10 protein-coding genes are annotated in these 14922 nt (G+C 68.1%); 7 read left to right on the forward strand and 3 right to left on the reverse strand.

Annotation, left to right across the window (positions count from 1 at the left end; translation table 11 throughout):
- Positions 1 to 2 precede the first annotated feature (2 nt).
- The 7 genes from ABZ707_RS11335 to ABZ707_RS11365 all read left to right on the forward strand — a co-directional run bounded on the left by ABZ707_RS11335 (position 3) and on the right by ABZ707_RS11365 (position 11009).
- On the forward strand, positions 3 to 236 hold the full coding sequence (locus tag ABZ707_RS11335) for a hypothetical protein (RefSeq protein ID WP_360171499.1): 234 nt from the start codon (positions 3 to 5) through the stop codon (positions 234 to 236).
- A gap of 634 nt (positions 237 to 870) precedes the next feature.
- Positions 871 to 3702: an ABC transporter substrate-binding protein gene (locus tag ABZ707_RS11340; protein ID WP_360171502.1), complete on the forward strand. Its 2832-nt coding sequence runs from the start codon at positions 871 to 873 to the stop codon at positions 3700 to 3702.
- Positions 3703 to 3849: 147 nt separating this feature from the next.
- The gene (locus ABZ707_RS11345; RefSeq protein WP_360171505.1) at positions 3850 to 5163 is read left to right on the forward strand and encodes a TIR-like protein FxsC; all 1314 of its coding nucleotides are present in this window, start codon (positions 3850 to 3852) and stop codon (positions 5161 to 5163) included.
- Positions 5160 to 8549, forward strand: a complete 3390-nt coding sequence (gene fxsT, locus ABZ707_RS11350) for an FxSxx-COOH system tetratricopeptide repeat protein (RefSeq protein WP_360171508.1) — start codon at positions 5160 to 5162, stop codon at positions 8547 to 8549. The genes ABZ707_RS11345 and fxsT overlap by 4 nt, the downstream gene beginning before the upstream one ends.
- A gap of 50 nt (positions 8550 to 8599) precedes the next feature.
- Complete coding sequence (locus ABZ707_RS11355; RefSeq protein ID WP_360171511.1) at positions 8600 to 9025, forward strand: hypothetical protein; 426 nt, start codon at positions 8600 to 8602, stop codon at positions 9023 to 9025.
- Positions 9026 to 9044: 19 nt separating this feature from the next.
- The gene (locus ABZ707_RS11360) at positions 9045 to 9542 is read left to right on the forward strand and encodes a hypothetical protein (protein ID WP_360171514.1); all 498 of its coding nucleotides are present in this window, start codon (positions 9045 to 9047) and stop codon (positions 9540 to 9542) included.
- A 366-nt stretch (positions 9543 to 9908) separates the two neighbouring features.
- Entirely contained in the window at positions 9909 to 11009 is a 1101-nt protein-coding gene (locus ABZ707_RS11365) for a mechanosensitive ion channel family protein (protein ID WP_360171517.1), read from the forward strand.
- A 220-nt stretch (positions 11010 to 11229) separates the two neighbouring features.
- Here the strand turns inward: ABZ707_RS11365 and ABZ707_RS11370 are convergent, their stop codons facing one another.
- The 3 genes from ABZ707_RS11370 to ABZ707_RS11380 all read right to left on the reverse strand — a co-directional run bounded on the left by ABZ707_RS11370 (position 11230) and on the right by ABZ707_RS11380 (position 14859).
- A complete protein-coding gene (locus ABZ707_RS11370) occupies positions 11230 to 12231 on the reverse strand; it encodes an MASE1 domain-containing protein (protein WP_360171520.1) in 1002 nt (333 codons plus the stop codon).
- 56 nt (positions 12232 to 12287) lie between these two features.
- Positions 12288 to 13139 (reverse strand): PP2C family protein-serine/threonine phosphatase, encoded by an 852-nt coding sequence (locus ABZ707_RS11375; protein ID WP_360171523.1) that lies wholly within the window; start codon positions 13137 to 13139, stop codon positions 12288 to 12290.
- Between the two features lie 250 nt (positions 13140 to 13389).
- Positions 13390 to 14859 carry an MFS transporter gene (locus tag ABZ707_RS11380; protein ID WP_360171526.1) on the reverse strand — a complete coding sequence of 490 codons (1470 nt, stop codon included), beginning with the start codon at positions 14857 to 14859 and terminating at the stop codon, positions 13390 to 13392.
- Positions 14860 to 14922: the final 63 nt, after the last annotated feature.

Here is a 14922-nt window from a genome sequence, read left to right on the forward strand (position 1 = left end):
TCATGGACCGCCTCGAACTGCGGGCCGCGTTGATCGCGGCGGGGGTGGCCGACGGCTACTACCGCATCCAGGGCATCCACGAACCGGTCCCCACACCGCCCGACTTCCTGTTTCTGCGCAGGACCCCCGAGGGGGCGTGGGAGACCGGAGCGTACGAACGCGGCCTGCACCAGGTCATCGCCCGGCACATCAGCGAGTCGGCGGCCTGCGCGCATCTGCTGCGGCTGCTCACCTGAATCCGCCCGCCGCCTCGAATCCGCCCTGGCGGGGCCAGGGGCAGCGGGGACAATCACCCGGTCACACCCGCAACCGCCTTTCCGCCGGTGCCGTACGCCGCGGCTCCCCGGCCGGGCCGTGGGCCGTCGCCGCCGGGACGGGACGTACCAACCCATGCGCGGAATCGGGAATTCAGCGTCCCAGGGGCCGTGTTCGGACGGGCCACCGACTCCGGAATGGAATCCGGTAATCGGAGGCGCCGGGAAACCAGAAGCGTTTCTTCGGTGTTTCCCGAAAGGGTCTCCCGGCATGAGTCCGGAGTGATACGGCACAGGTTCCGGGCAGTCACGGAGCGAGCGTTCCCGGGCGGCGGCGAACGCCGGAGACCAGGGGAAGCCGGGCTTCCACCCGTACCCGCGGGCGGCGCGGCTCCGGCCGCAACTCCCCCGTTCCCGAACGGGGTTCGGGATCACGGAGAGCGGCGGCGTACGGCATATCCCGGCCGGGTCACAGTTCCGCCAACGCCTTCTGCGACACGCGGTGATACGGCAGACTCGGTATCAGGTTCTCAGTGCGGAACTCCGGCCGGGGGAGGCTCGTTTGGTGACGCGCGCGGATTTCAGAAGACGACGGCACCACGCGACCACACCGCACTTGATCGAAATGCTGGACGCGCTCTTCCAGGGATTCCGCAGACGAAATCCGATGGCGCTGCCCGAGTTCGTTCTGCACGCCGAGTCCGGCACGGTGACCGCGGACGACGATGTCGAGGGCATCCTCTTCGAACTGGGCGAAGAGCTCAGAGCCCGCGGCGTGCCGTTCGCGCTGGTGAAGTCCTCGCCTCAGGACAGCGACCTCGGACCCCGGGTCCGGGCTCTGCGCATGGTGCAGGAGCTCGGCGGCAAGTCCCCGGAGACCGGACGGGCACCATGCGTCGAAGCCGACCCGTGGAAGGGTGGCGCCCGCCAGTACGGCCACTACACCTTTCCGCGCAGCAAGCTCCTCTCGACCATCGAGGACGTGGTCACGGAGCAGAGCGGCCAGGCCGATCCGGCGGAATTACTCAGGGAACTGAACAGCAGGGGCTGGCGTCCCACCGGCACCCACTGGGCCTCGCGTCTCCAGGAAGCCGCCAAGGACGCGTCCAAGACTCTGCCCGCGCTGCTGATCGCGGTCGTCGCGGTGCTGATCGCGGACAGGCCCTGGTATGTGACGCTCGGCGTGGTGGCGGCCGTGCTGGCCGCGGTGATCACTCTGAGCGTCCTGCCCGGCAGAACGCCGGTCTTCCTCGGTCTGCGGCGTGAGATCCGCTGGTTCCTCGGCACCACCTATCTCAACCAGGGCCCGAGGGCGGAACGGGGCGAAGGCCGCACCTGGCGGCTGCTCCATCTGTGGCAGCCCGGCTCGGTCCGGCAGCGGCTCGGCGCCGTCGTCCCCGACATCCGGGACAGCGGCCTGCTGGACAACGCGGAGCCGACCGCGGCCAACGAGGACGCCCAGCGCAGGCACTTGCAGCTCCGTGTGCACGCGTTGCGGGAAGATCTGCGCGACGCCCACTCCCCCTGGGCGCCGGACCTGCGCGGCCGCAAACGCCCGACGCCGCCGGTGCTGATGCTGCCGGGGGCGGACATGGACAACGGCCGTATCGAACTGATCAAGGCGATCAGCGACATACGGAGCATCCGCAGTGAGCTGGACCCGCTGCTGGTGATCGCCGCGGTCCGGCAGGCGAATGTCGGCGACCTCGACCGCAGCGTCACCGCCCGGCGGTCGGCGGGTTCCTTTCCCAGGTCGGTCGCGGAGCTTCCCGACTGGTACGCCGACTGGAACCGGAGCCGGCGGGTGAACCAGTCCCCGAGCCTGGAGGGCAGCACCCTGCCCTGGGTGCTGAGAGTGCCGCTGCCGGACACCCTGCTGCGGCAGCCGGACCTCGGGGTGGGCAGCCTCCGCCGGACGACGCTCTCGCCGGGCAGACCGCGGTGGACCTGGCTCTGGTCCCTGCCGGCCCTGGTCCTGCTGCTGGTCGCCGCGGGGCTGGGCGCCGGACTGCGTGACGCCGAGCTGGGCAAGGAGTACTGCGTGGGCGGCCTGGGCGGCACCAACCGCGACTCCGAGCGCGTGCCCGTCGGGGACAGCGCGGACACGGAGTGCGTGGGCGTCGCCACCGGCACGGTCACCTTCCCGGTCGCGCGGGAGGTCCAGGCCCTCATCCGGCAGGCCAACGAGGACATCGGCGACAGCGATTACGTGACGATCGTCTACGCGGGACCGCTGTCCGGCCCGACCGGAGCGCTCGTCAAGGGCGCCGAGGAATTGCGTGGCGCCTATCTCGCGCAGGTGGCACGCAACGAGGAATCCCCGGTCAAGCTGCGGATACTGGTGGCCAACGGCGGCGCGGACATGTACAGCCAGCAGATCATGGCCCGGCATGTCGTCGACCTCGCGGCCAGGGACACGTCGATTGTCGGCGTGGTCGGACTGGGCCGGGACATGACCGACAGCGACACGGTCCAGGAGATGCTCCGGGAGGCCGAATTGCCGGTCGTCTCCAGCACCAATTCCGGCACGTTCCTCGCCCAGTACCCCAATTTCTTCGGCCTCGCCGCGACCGACAAATGGCAGAATGATCAACTCGCTCTGGTCGCACAGCAGTTGTCGGCGAAGCCGGATGAGGAACGGGCCGTTGTGCTCGCCCGCGATCCCGGCAGGAGTCACGACCGCTACACCGGGGAGCAGAAGAGGTTCGGCACGCGGATGCTGGAGGCCGCCGGCTACCAGGTGGAGGTTCTGCCGGACTACGACCTCCAGAACGGCAAACCCGTTCTCGACGGTCAGATCGCGGACATCTGCCGCGGCGGAGACACCCCCCTGGCCGTCTATTTCGCGGGCCGGTCCGAGGACGTCACACCGCTGATGAACGGCATCACCGCCACCCCCGGCTGTGACGACCGGCCGATCGCGGTGCTGGCCGGCGACGACCTGTCCAAGGCGGGCTTCGCCACCAAGCAGAGCCGCGTCGCGGGAAATGTCACGCTCTACCACCTCACGCTGACCGCGCTGCAGCAGTCCGCGAACGGCTCGATCTTCTACGACCGGCTGGCCAACGTCCCCGCGGAGGCGGTCGAGGACTTCGGCCTGAGCCCCAGCGAGACACCCAGGTCCGAGAAGCTGGTCGACGGCCAGACGGCGCTCACGCACGACGCGGTGGAGGTGCTCTACCGGGCCGCGACGCTCGACGGAAAACCGCGCGGCCGGGCGGAGGCATGGGCCAACCTCCGGCGTACGGATGTGAACGGACTCGCCACCGGGCGGGTCAACTTCACCGTGACCCACCTGGACGGGACCCGCGACGGGTACGCGGTCTCGCTGGTGAAGGTGGCGAACCCGGGCTCGGGAGACTACGAACGGACGGTGCTCTGTGCCCGGCAGTCGGGCGACACCAGGCCACTGACCGCGAAGGAGTGCCCCGTCGAGCCCATCGGCTGAGCGGCGGGGTACACCTTCGCGGTCGGTGAGCTGTCGGCGCTGATTCTTCCCGACTCCAGGACGTGGGGGGTTCCGTCTGGAAAAATGCCGACGTCAGGCCTGGGGCGCCAGCGTCAGGGGGGGAGCGGACAGTGGCGGGTGTGCGCGGTGGAGCTTTTTCTCAGCTTCTCTGGAGACGACAATGAGAACGATCTCGTCTCGGACTTTTTTGAAGACTTATGCCAGGAAATCATCCGCATCACCACGCTGAGCCGCGACCATCTGGGATACAACTACGCCGAGATGCGAGCGGCCATGAAGTGGCGCCGGGAACTCAGCGAGGCCCTCGGCTCATGCAAGGTGTTCATACCGCTCTACTCGCCGCGCTACTTCGCCAGTGAGTTCTGCGGCAAGGAGTGGTGGGCCTTCAGCCAAAGGCTGGAGCAATACGCGGCGAGCACACCCGCACCGGAACCAAATATGATCTTCCCTGTCATCTGGGAAGGTGTGTTCCACGACCGCGTACGTCTCCCCAAGACCGCCGCCGACATCTGGGCCAGACAGCGAGAGCTGGGCGAACGCTACGCGAAGACGGGTTTGCGCCAGCTCGTACAACTCAAGCACCACAGAGACTACACAGCTCAGTACCACGAGATCATCTACATGCTGGGCGAGCGAGTAGCAGGTCTCATAAACGAGAGCCCGCTGACACCCGACTCCGTCTCCTCCGAACTGGACGACCTGTACAACGCGTTCGCGGATCCGGAGATCGGGCCCGTGGCGGCGACGGTGTCGAAGCAGGCCGAGGAGAAGTCGGCCGTGACGGCCGCGGTGCCCGGCCCGCCCGCTTTCCCGTCCGGACCGAAACACGTCCGCCTGGTGGTGGCTTCCGGCACCAGCGGCGACCTGGGGAGCCTGCGGCAGGACACGTCCCACTACGGCGCGAGACAGGACGACTGGGCCCCCTATACTCCGGACGCGCCCGAGCCGGTGCTCATTTACGCCGCCGAGGTCGCCACAGAATTACGACTGGTCCCGCACCCCGAAGAGTTCGACGACGAGGTAGCCCAATTGTTGGACAAGGCCGAAGCCAACAATGAGCTCGCCGTCATCATCCTCGATCCGTGGACCGTCGCGATGGACCACCGTCAGGCGGCACTGGAGGAGTACGACAAGCGCCTTTCCATCAACGCGGGGATGGTGGTTCCGGAGAGCGCCTGCGACTCGGAAACCACCGACAACGCGGACGCGCTCCGGTTACAGATCCTCCATGTGCTCGGGCGGCACGCCAGGGCCCGGCAACCGGTGTTCAAGATGTCCTTGGACACGGTCGCTTCTTTCAAGGACGCGTTGCGGGAGCTGCTCATCGAGCTCTGCCGGCTGCTGGTTTCGAACGCGCCGCATGTGCGTCCGGCCGTCAGTACCGACGCGAGCGCGACCTTCATTCCACGTGCCTTTCTCAGCGGGCCCTCGGAGGCATGATGGGTACGACGGCGCCCAAGAAGCCGGGCGAAATCATCACCTTCTACTCGTACAAGGGCGGCACCGGCAGGACCATGGGACTGGCCAATGTGGCCTGGATCCTGGCCAGCAACGGCAAGTCCGTCCTCGTGGTCGACTGGGATCTGGAGGCACCGGGGCTGCACCGCTACTTCCATCCTTTTCTCCTCGACAAGGAGCTGAAGTCCACCTCCGGCGTGCTCGACATGCTGTGGGACTTCGCACTCGCCGCCCTGGATCAGGACGCGGACACCCGGCCCGGCTGGCACGAGCCCTATGCCAATCCGCTGCAGCACGCCGTTTCACTGCGGTGGGAGTTCCCCGCTGACGGACACATCGACCTGCTGGGCGCGGGCCGGCAGAACAAGTCGTTCGGCCAGCGAGTCAACTCCTTCGACTGGCACTCGTTCTACAGCCGCCTCGGCGGGAGCACCTTCATCGCCTCGCTGAGACAGCAGATGCGGGACCACTACGACTATGTCCTCATCGACAGCAGGACCGGTCTCAGCGACACTTCGGGGCTCTGCACCATCCAGCTCCCCGACACACTGGTCGCCTGCTTCACCATGAGCACACAGAGCATCTCGGGATGCGCTTCGGTGGTGGAATCCGTCCTGCGCCAGCGCGGCGACCACCCGGTCCGGATCCTTCCCGTGCCCATGCGCGTGGAAAGCGGCGAGACGGACCGCCTGGAGGAAAGCCGGGACTGGGCGCAGTGGAGCTTCCGCAGAGCGTTCGCGGAGGTGCCCACCGGAGAAGTCGAACGCTACTGGGGGGATGTGGAGGTCCCCTACCGGAGCCTGTACGCCTACGAGGAACTTCTCGCCCCGATCGGAGACCGGCCTCAGCAGGAGGACACTCTGCTGTCGGCATTCGAGCGGCTGACCGGCTATCTGACCCGCGACACGGTCAACCGGGCCGTTCCGATCGATCCGGAACAGCGATCCGCGCTGCGTCACCGCTACCGGCAGCGTCCGCACGGCCGAGTCAAATACGACTTCTTTCTGAGCTACGCGGTCCAGGACAGGCCCTGGGCTGATTGGATCGCCGCCCAACTGGCCAACGCCGGTTACCTGGTCACGCCCGACGCGGCGCCCGGCGCCGGAGAAACCTGGGCCTACGACCTGCGGAACGCGGAGGCGGACAGCGCCAAGGTGCTCGCACTCCTCTCGCCCGACTCGCACCGCAGCGAATGGGTGAGGGCGGAGACCGCGAGGGCCACGGTCACGTCGGTCGGCCGTGAGGATCCCTCCGACCGTCTGCTGCAGATCAGGGTTTCCCAGTTCGGCGTGCTGGACGCGACTCCGGCACGCCGCGTGGTCGTCGACATCGCGGGTCTGTCGGAGAAGCAGGCCAGAGAGAACCTGCTCCAGGCGGTCCTGAATTTCTATGGCCGCCCCATGGCCAACCGGGGCCCGAGGGCGGACAGCCGAAAGAGCCCCAGATACCCGGACGCGCATCCCGAGATCTGGGAGGTCCCTGCCCCCACGCTCCCTTTCGTGGGCAGGGAAAGAGAACTCCTGCGCATGCTGGACCACTTCCGGGACGACGGCTCTCCCTTCGCCGTCAGCGGTATGGCCGGGTCGGGCAAGACCTCCCTGGCGGTGGAGTTCGCCAACCGGGTCAGGGGAAACTACGGCGGTGCCGTCCTCGTCCGCCCGGAGGACATCGGTCGCGACAGCGACGACGAACTCGCCGCCCTCGCCGCCCTGCGAACAATCTCGCCACGCCTTCACCGCGGCGGAAGCGGAATCCCGACGGACCCCGGAAGTGATGTCCGCGCCCTCGTCGTGCTGGACGGTTTCGACAATGTGTCACTGACGGAAGAGCTCGCGCGGGCGCTGGCCCCGTACCACGTCATCGTCACGGGCCGCAGACATGCGACAGCGATCAGGCACGGAATCCGGCTGGAGGTCTTCTCCCGCGCCGAAGCCACCGAACTACTGAGCCGGTTCGCCCCCAAGATTCCTCCGGGGGCGGCCGACCAGATCGCGATGCGCCTCGGGTTCCTGCCCGTCGCCCTGAGTATCGCGGCCAACCAACTGAGTGTGTCCGGCTCCAGTGTCGGAGACTTCCTGGCGCTGCTGGACAGCCGCTTGGACCAGGTCGTCCTGCGAGCAGGCGGAGACTCCGGGCACTCACTGATGGCCAGGTTCCAGGAGACGTACGACAAACTCTCCGCCCGCGACCCGGCCGCGGCGCATATGCTCCGGCTGCTCGCGATGGCGGCGCCCCACTCCCTTCCCGACAGCCTGCTCACCAGGGACCCCAGTGTCTTCGCTCAGCCCTTGCGCAAGGCGGTGAAGGACCCCGAAGGGCTCAGCCACACCATCGGAATCCTCATCACCGACAACCTGGCCGAGAGGAAACGCTCGAACCTTCGGACGCACCCCGTACTGGCTGCGGTGATCCGAGCGAATCTGCCCCCGGACGAACAGGAAAAAATCACATCCGAACTCACCCGGATGCTGGTCGCCAATGACCCGGGTGATCCGAGCGATGCCGCCACCTGGCCCGTCTACCGATCCCTGATGCCGCTGGTGAACTCGGTTCACTGGCCGACCGAGTCCGGATTCCGGGAGCTGCTGCTACGGCTGTGCTGGTTCCAGCTCTCTGCCGGAAATCCGCTCACAGCCAAGGACTTGGCGGACCGGGTGGTCAAAAGGTTCGAGCTCCTCCTCGGAACCGTTCACGAGGACACGCTGGCCGGACTGCACATGGTGGCGCTGTGCGACTGGGAACTGGGGAACGCGAAGCGAGCCGAGGCGGTACTGAGAAGGCTCAACGCCGCGCGTGAGCAGCTCCTCGGTGCCTCTCATCCCGTGACCCTGGCCTCCCGCAACAACCTCGCCGCCACACTCGCGGGCCAGGGCAAATGGGCGGAGGCGGTCGAGCTCCACCGAGAGATCCTTGAAGAAAGAACCGCACGCCTGGGGTCGGATCACTCCGACACTCTCGTATCGGCGGGAAATCTCGCCTCGTCGCTGTGCGGGGTGGAAGAATTCGAAGAGGCACATCGGATCGAAACATCGGTCTGGGAAAAACGAGTCGAGCTCTTCGGTCAGCTCCATCCCGCAAGTCTGGCTTCGGCGGACAATCTCGCTTTCATTCAGGAAAAGCGAGGAGAATTCGCGAACGCGGTGGAACTGAGACACATGGCCTGGGCGGGGCGCCGAAAAATCATGGGAAACCAGCATCCGGAGACCCTACGCTGTGCGGCAAGCCTGGTTTCCGTGTTGCTCGTCGTGGGGAAAAATGATGAGGCGAGTTCGATCGCTCGGTCGATCAACGAAGACATGAAGAAGGTTTTCGGACCCGACAGCGCCCTGAGCCGTCGCGTTGACGAGGTCGCCGGAGACCACGGTTAAAACAGTTGTCGTCCCCCGGAACAGAGGCCCTAACGAGGAGGTGCACACAGATGGACGCGATCGCGGCATCCGTAGCGGCGGCGGCTGGACGGGTACTGGTTCAGGCCATGATGACGGACGCCTGGCAAGCCATGCGGGACCGCATGGCCGAACTGCTGAGCCGGCGGGCGCCGGCGCGGATGGATCAGATGACCAGCGCGCTGGAAGACGCTCGTCAGGTGGTGTCCAGTGGTTCTTCCAGCAGCGAGATTGTCGCCATTCGTTGGCAGGGGCGCCTGGAAGCGCTCCTTGAGGATGATCCCGACGCGGTGGACGCTCTGCGGTCGATCGTCGAAAATTCGGACGATGGCTCCGTATACCGTCCGATCTCATCCGCCGGCGGCGGGACGGCGGGACGGACTCAAATCGTCCAGCACAACATCGGCGGCGGCACCATCTTGGTCTCGGTGGCCTCCGACCTGCGCGAGACAGTCTGAAAAACGGGGGGATTGGAATATGCCGGCAAACCTGTGGAACATAGAAATTGGACCGGCGGACGATATTGACGAGGACACTCGAACCGTCCTTCTCGAACAATACAAGTTATATGTGGAGATGGCCGATCGAATCAGCGCCAGAAGAGCGGCCGCCAATACATTCTTCTTGACGCTCAACACCGGCATTTTCACTCTCGCTGGGGCTCTTGCATCGCTCGACCTCTCCTACCGGGCATTGTTGCTCGCTTTCCCCTGCGCCATACTGGTGATCCAGTGCCTTGCCTGGTTCTTCATCATCCGCTCCTACCGGCAGTTGAACACCGCCAAATACCGGGTGATCGGAGCTCTGGAAGAAAGACTCCCCGCTTCGCCGTACTGGCGAGCCGAGTGGACCGAGCTGGGAGAGGGCCGCGACCGGTCGAAATACTGGCCCCTCACCCATGTCGAACAATGGATCCCGTTGCTCTTCGCGACCTGCTACCTCGGCGGGTTCGTCGTCCTGGTGCTCGCTCGCTGACGGCTGTCCGTGCCGAAGGCTCCCGCCGTCCGCCGGCCGGGGGCCTTCGGCACACCACGATCCCGACGCCCGCGGGAGCAGCCGCCCGCCTCCAACGGATGGCACGCGCTCCCGAGAGACGATCACCCGTGCGGCAAGATGTCAGCGCACACCGGTCCACGACGTGACGGCGAACTCCCCCTCTTTCCGTTCCCGCCGGTGTGCCCACACATCCCAGGAACGAACAGGTGATGAAGTGACGACCCAGCAGGCCCGGTTCCGGGCAGCGACCTTCGCCTCCGGCAGACCGGAAGCCCCCCGGCCGGAGCGCGCGCCCCGGTCCGGCGTCCCCGCCCCGGCGCCGACCCGTACGCCGGGGGCCGGCCGGTGAACCGGGAACTCACCCTGCACGACCTGCTCATCGCCGGCGCCGCGGTGCTCGTCGGTCTCGCGGGCGGACTGGTCCTGAGAATCGCACTGCGGTGGCTGGGAGATCGCGCCACCCAGACACGCTGGAGCGGCGACGACATCATTGTCACGGCCCTGCGCACGCTGGTCCCCTGGGCCGCGCTGGCCCTCGGCGTCTCGGCGGCGGCCGCGGCGCTGCCCCTGACCTCGACGGTCGGGCACAACGTCAACCAGGTGCTGATCGCCCTTCTCATCCTGTCCGCCACCTTCTCGGCGGCCCGTACGGTCGCCGAGCTGGTGCGGTCCGTGACCCTGTCCCGGGCCGCGGTGGCGGGATCGGCGACCATCTTCGTCAACATCACCCGTGTCACCGTGCTGGCGATCGGCATCCTGGTCCTGTTGCAGACGCTGGGCATATCGGTCGCCCCGCTGCTCACCGCCCTGGGTGTGGGCGGACTGGCCGTCGCTCTGGCCCTGCAGGACACGCTGGCCAACCTGTTCGCCGGTGTGCACATCCTGGTGTCGAAGACCGTGCAGCCCGGCGACTACATACGGCTCAGCAGCGGCGAGGACGGCTATGTCGTCGACATCAACTGGCGCAACACCGTGGTGCGCCAGCTTTCCGACAATCTGGTGATCATCCCGAACTCCAAGCTCGCGAGCACCATCATGACCAACTACCACCGCCCGGAACAGCAGATGTCGCTGCTGATCCAGGTCGCGGTGGCGTACAGCAGTGACCTCGACCAGGTGGAGCGCGTGACGACCGAGGTGGCGGAGAAGGTCATGGCCGAGGTGGAGGGCGGCGTGCCCGACCATGTACCGGCCGTCCGCTTCCACACCTTCACGGAGGCCGGCATCGGCTTCACGGTGATCCTGCGGGTGCTGGAGTTCGGCGACCAGTACGTGATCAAGCACAACTTCATCAAGCGCCTGCACGAGCGTTACCGGGCCGAGGGGATCGAGATCCCCGTACCGGGACGGACCGTTGTCGTGCGCCACCAGGACGAGGCGTCGCTGCCGCGACCGCGCACGGACACGGCCGACCGCGCGCCCAGTCTGACCGCGAAGACCGATTAGCTTCTGCCGGCGTCAGGAGGGACCAGGACGGAGCGGGAGGGACGGTGCGGGCACCGTCCCTCCCGGCATTCACGGGATCGGCCCGACGCACGGAGCCCCGGATTCCGGGACCGGTCGACGGCCCGGACCCTCACGCTTTCGCGCGAATTGACACCACCCAGGTGACACGTGGACACCGCCCCGCCGTCGCTGTCCCGCGCGAGGCGGACGGCGCCCGCGCTCACCCCTCGGCCTGGCGTCTTCCCCGCTCGGGCGGCCAGCGGTTCACCGACACCTCGGGCGCGAGCTGGTCCACCACACTGGCCAGCTCCTCGCACGCCTCCTCGACCTTTCTGCGGATGTTCTTCTGCTCGGTGACGACCGCGGCCAGGAGCAGCCCGGTCAGCGCCGCGCATCCGTTGAGCGCCTGGAGGCTGAACATGACCTCGAAGAGGGTGTGGTGGGCGAACGGCCCCACGCGATCGGTCGCCGCCACGATCGCCAGTACGGACACCAGCAGCACAGACGGCGCGCTCCCCGCGAACTCGAAACGCAGGGCGGCCCAGATGATCAGCGGGAAGACAAGGAACAGCAGCGCGACGGAGCTCCTGGTCGCCAGCAGGGTAATGGCGACGGACAGGACCGCGAGGGTCCCCGCCTCTCCCCAGCGGTGCAGGTCCCGGGGCAGCCGCGCCCGGCGCAGGACAAGCAGCAGCGGTGTGACCACGAGGACGCCCATGGCGTCGCCCGTCCACCACGCCGCCCAGACCGGCCAGAATCCCTCCGGCCGCAACCGCCCGCTGACCACCATCATCGAGGTCCCGAGGGTCGAGCTGATCAGCATCCCGGCCAGCGCGCCGAGGAACACCAGCGCCAGGCCGTCCCGCAGGCGGGCCAGATCGGGCCGGAAGCCGACGCGGCGGAGCAGCCAGAGGGAGCACAGCGGGGCGAGGGTGTTGCCCGCGAGGATCCCGAGGTCGCCGAGGTACAGCGGGCCGACCGTCGCGACGCTCAGGAGCGCCCCGAGGGTGATGCCCGGCCACACGCCGGCACCGAACCACAGCAGGCAGGTCAGCGCGACACCCGTGGACGGCCACAGCGGCGTGACGACCGCGCCCTCCAGGACCACTTCCCTGATCAGGCCGATCTGTCCGGTCACGTAGTAGGCGACAGTGACAGCGAGGATCCGCAGAACGGCTACGGAGAGATGTCGTATGTCCTCGGTGCGTACCACAGCAGCCATCAGACAACGTCATCCGGCCCGCACGGGCCATGACACGCACTGCCGCGGCCGGGGCGTCACCCGTTCCCGTCCGGCGGGGCCGGAGCCGCCTCATGGCACAGGACGAGTACGGCCGCGTCGTCCGAGTGCCCGGTCAGCTCGGCCACCCGCATCACCTCGGTGGCCAGCTCGCCGGGGCCGGTACCGGCGACGGCTCCGGCACGGACCAGCCGGGCCACCCGCGCCAGCCCCTCCTCGATCGGGAAGGACGGCCCTTCCACCACACCGTCCGTGAGCAGGACGAAGACTCCCGCCGTCGTCAGACTGCGCCGGGTCACCGGATACACCTGCCCCGGCAGGATGCCCAGCGGCAGGCCGCCACAGACCTCGGCGACGCCGTACTGACCGTCTGCCGTGGCCCAGACGGCGGCGACATGGCCGGCGCGGGCGATCTGAAGCTCCCAGGAGACCGGGTCGAAGCGGAGAAACGTGCAGGTCGCGAAGAGGACGGAGTCCACCGACAGCAGCAGGTCGTTGGCCCGGCCCAGCACCTCGCCCGGGTCGGCGGCGGGACTGGCCACCGCCCGCATCCCGATACGGATCTGGCCCATGAACGCGGCCGCCTCGGCGTCGTGTCCCTGCACATCTCCTATGGAGAAGCCGAGAGCGCCGTCGGGCAGCGGGAACCCGTCGTACCAGTCGCCGCCGATCGCCAGGCCGTGCTGCGCGGGAGAGTACCGGGCGGCGGCCCGCAGCCCCGGCACGGTCGGGAGCGCGGCGGGAAGCATCTCGCGCTGCAGCGCCACGGCCAGCTCCACCCGGGCCTGCTGCAGCTCGGCACCTTCCCGCGCCCGTGCCGTGAGCTGCCCGAGCGTGCTCAGCAGATCGTCGGCGCTCGCCGACTGTGCGGGACGACGACGTCGGGTCATGGACCACTCCGAAGTACGTCCATTCACGGACCGCCGCGAGGACTTTCCTCGCGGCAGCATCGGTCGTACGGTCCACCACACGCCACTGACCTGGCCGAATCCCCTGTTCTCCAGCGTCTCCGGCGCCGGTCGGACATGTGCGCGGACCGCCCGCCCATCCTATTTGCGGGTCAGGACTTCCGCTGGGTGAGAACGAAGCCCGCCCTCCGGCCGGGCCGGCGAACGGGCTTCCCCTCGGGGCGAGCGACGATCAGTGGGATTCCGAACCGGTCACGGCCGCCTCTCCCACCCGCGGCTCGGCCGGGATCCGGGCGGCCGGGCCGGACTTCGTCCGGGCGCCCGGGATGGCCAGCACCACCAGCGCGGCCAGGAGTGCCACCCCCGAGCCGATCATGAAGGTGGTACGGAACCCGGCCTCGGACGGGATCGTGACCGGGCCCAGGTCGGTGGTCATATGTGCCAGCACCACACCCATGACCGCGCTCGCGGTGGAGGTGCCGATGGCGCGCATCAGGCTGTTGAGGCCATTGGCCGCCGCGCCCTCCGAGGCCGGGACGGCACTCATGATCAGGGCCGGCATGGCGGCGTAGGCGAAGCCGACACCCGCGCTGATGACCGCCGCGAAGGCGAGCACGCCCCAGGCACTGCCCATCAGGGCGAGCGCGACGCCGTACCCGACGGAGATGATCAGCGCGCCGACAAGCAGGGAGATCTTGGGACCGCGGGCCGCCGAGAGCTTGGCCGCGAAGGGCGAGACGGCCATCATCACCAGTCCGGCGGGGGCCATCCACAGGCCCGCCGCGAGCATGGACTGGCCCAGCCCGTAACCCGTGGCACTCGGCAGTTGCAGAAGCTGCGGGGCGACCAGCGACATGGCGTACATGGCGAAACCGATGACGACGGACGCGAGGTTGGTCATCAGGATGGGACGGCGTGCGCTGGTGCGCAGGTCGACGAGAGGCGCCGGGTGGCGCAGTTCCCAGCCGCCCCACAGCAGCAGGATCACGGCGGACACGGCGAACAGGCCCAGCGTGGTGCCGCTCGTCCAGCCCCAGTCGCTGCCCTTGGAGACGGGGAGCAGCAGCGAGATCAGCCCGGCGGAGAGGGCGAGCGCGCCGACGACGTCGAAGCGGCCGCCCGCGCTGACGTTGGACTCGGGCACGAATCGCAGGATCAGCAGACCGACCACAAGGCCCAGTCCCGCCGAGCCCCAGAACAGCACGTGCCAGTCGGCGCTCTGCGCCACGGCGGCCGACAGGGGCAGGCCGAGCGCGCCGCCCACCCCGAGCGAGGAACTCATGACGGCCATGGCCGAGCCGAGCCGCTCCGGCGGAAGGACGTCACGCATGATGCTGATGCCGAGCGGGATCACTCCCATGCCGAAGCCCTGGAGGGCCCGGCCGGTCACCACGGGCGCCAGGGAGTCGGCGGGGGCGCACACCAGCGAGCCGACGACCAGCAGCACGGTGCTGATCAGCAGCATGCGGCGCTTGCCGTAGAGATCGCCGAGCCGGCCGACGACCGGGGTGGCGACGGCGCCGCCCAGCAGGGTGGCGGTGATGGCCCAGGAGGCGTTGGACGCCGACGTGTGCAGGAGCTGCGGGAGGTCCGGGATCAGCGGGACGACCAGCGTCTGCATCACGGAGACCGTGATGCCGGCGGCCGCCAGCACCCCCACGATGACGCCGCTGCGTGGCTCGGGAGAAGCGGCGGTGCTCATCTGGTCTCCCGTTGGCCTATGAGGTTATGCATCATGCACGCAGTATGCATGATGCATGGAGTG

The sequence above is a fragment of the Streptomyces sp. NPDC006923 genome (assembly GCF_040635655.1).
Lineage (GTDB): Bacteria > Actinomycetota > Actinomycetes > Streptomycetales > Streptomycetaceae > Streptomyces.

Excerpts from the sequence above, each read along its gene's own strand:
- ABZ707_RS11370 (WP_360171520.1), bottom strand. The coding sequence starts at position 12,231 with ATGGCTGCTGTGGTACGCACCGAGGACATACGACATCTCTCCGTAGCC.
- ABZ707_RS11375 (WP_360171523.1), bottom strand. The coding sequence starts at position 13,139 with ATGACCCGACGTCGTCGTCCCGCACAGTCGGCGAGCGCCGACGATCTG.
- fxsT (WP_360171508.1), top strand. The coding sequence starts at position 5,160 with ATGATGGGTACGACGGCGCCCAAGAAGCCGGGCGAAATCATCACCTTC.
- ABZ707_RS11380 (WP_360171526.1), bottom strand. The coding sequence starts at position 14,859 with ATGAGCACCGCCGCTTCTCCCGAGCCACGCAGCGGCGTCATCGTGGGG.
- ABZ707_RS11360 (WP_360171514.1), top strand. The coding sequence starts at position 9,045 with ATGCCGGCAAACCTGTGGAACATAGAAATTGGACCGGCGGACGATATT.
- ABZ707_RS11335 (WP_360171499.1), top strand. The coding sequence starts at position 3 with ATGGACCGCCTCGAACTGCGGGCCGCGTTGATCGCGGCGGGGGTGGCC.
- ABZ707_RS11355 (WP_360171511.1), top strand. The coding sequence starts at position 8,600 with ATGGACGCGATCGCGGCATCCGTAGCGGCGGCGGCTGGACGGGTACTG.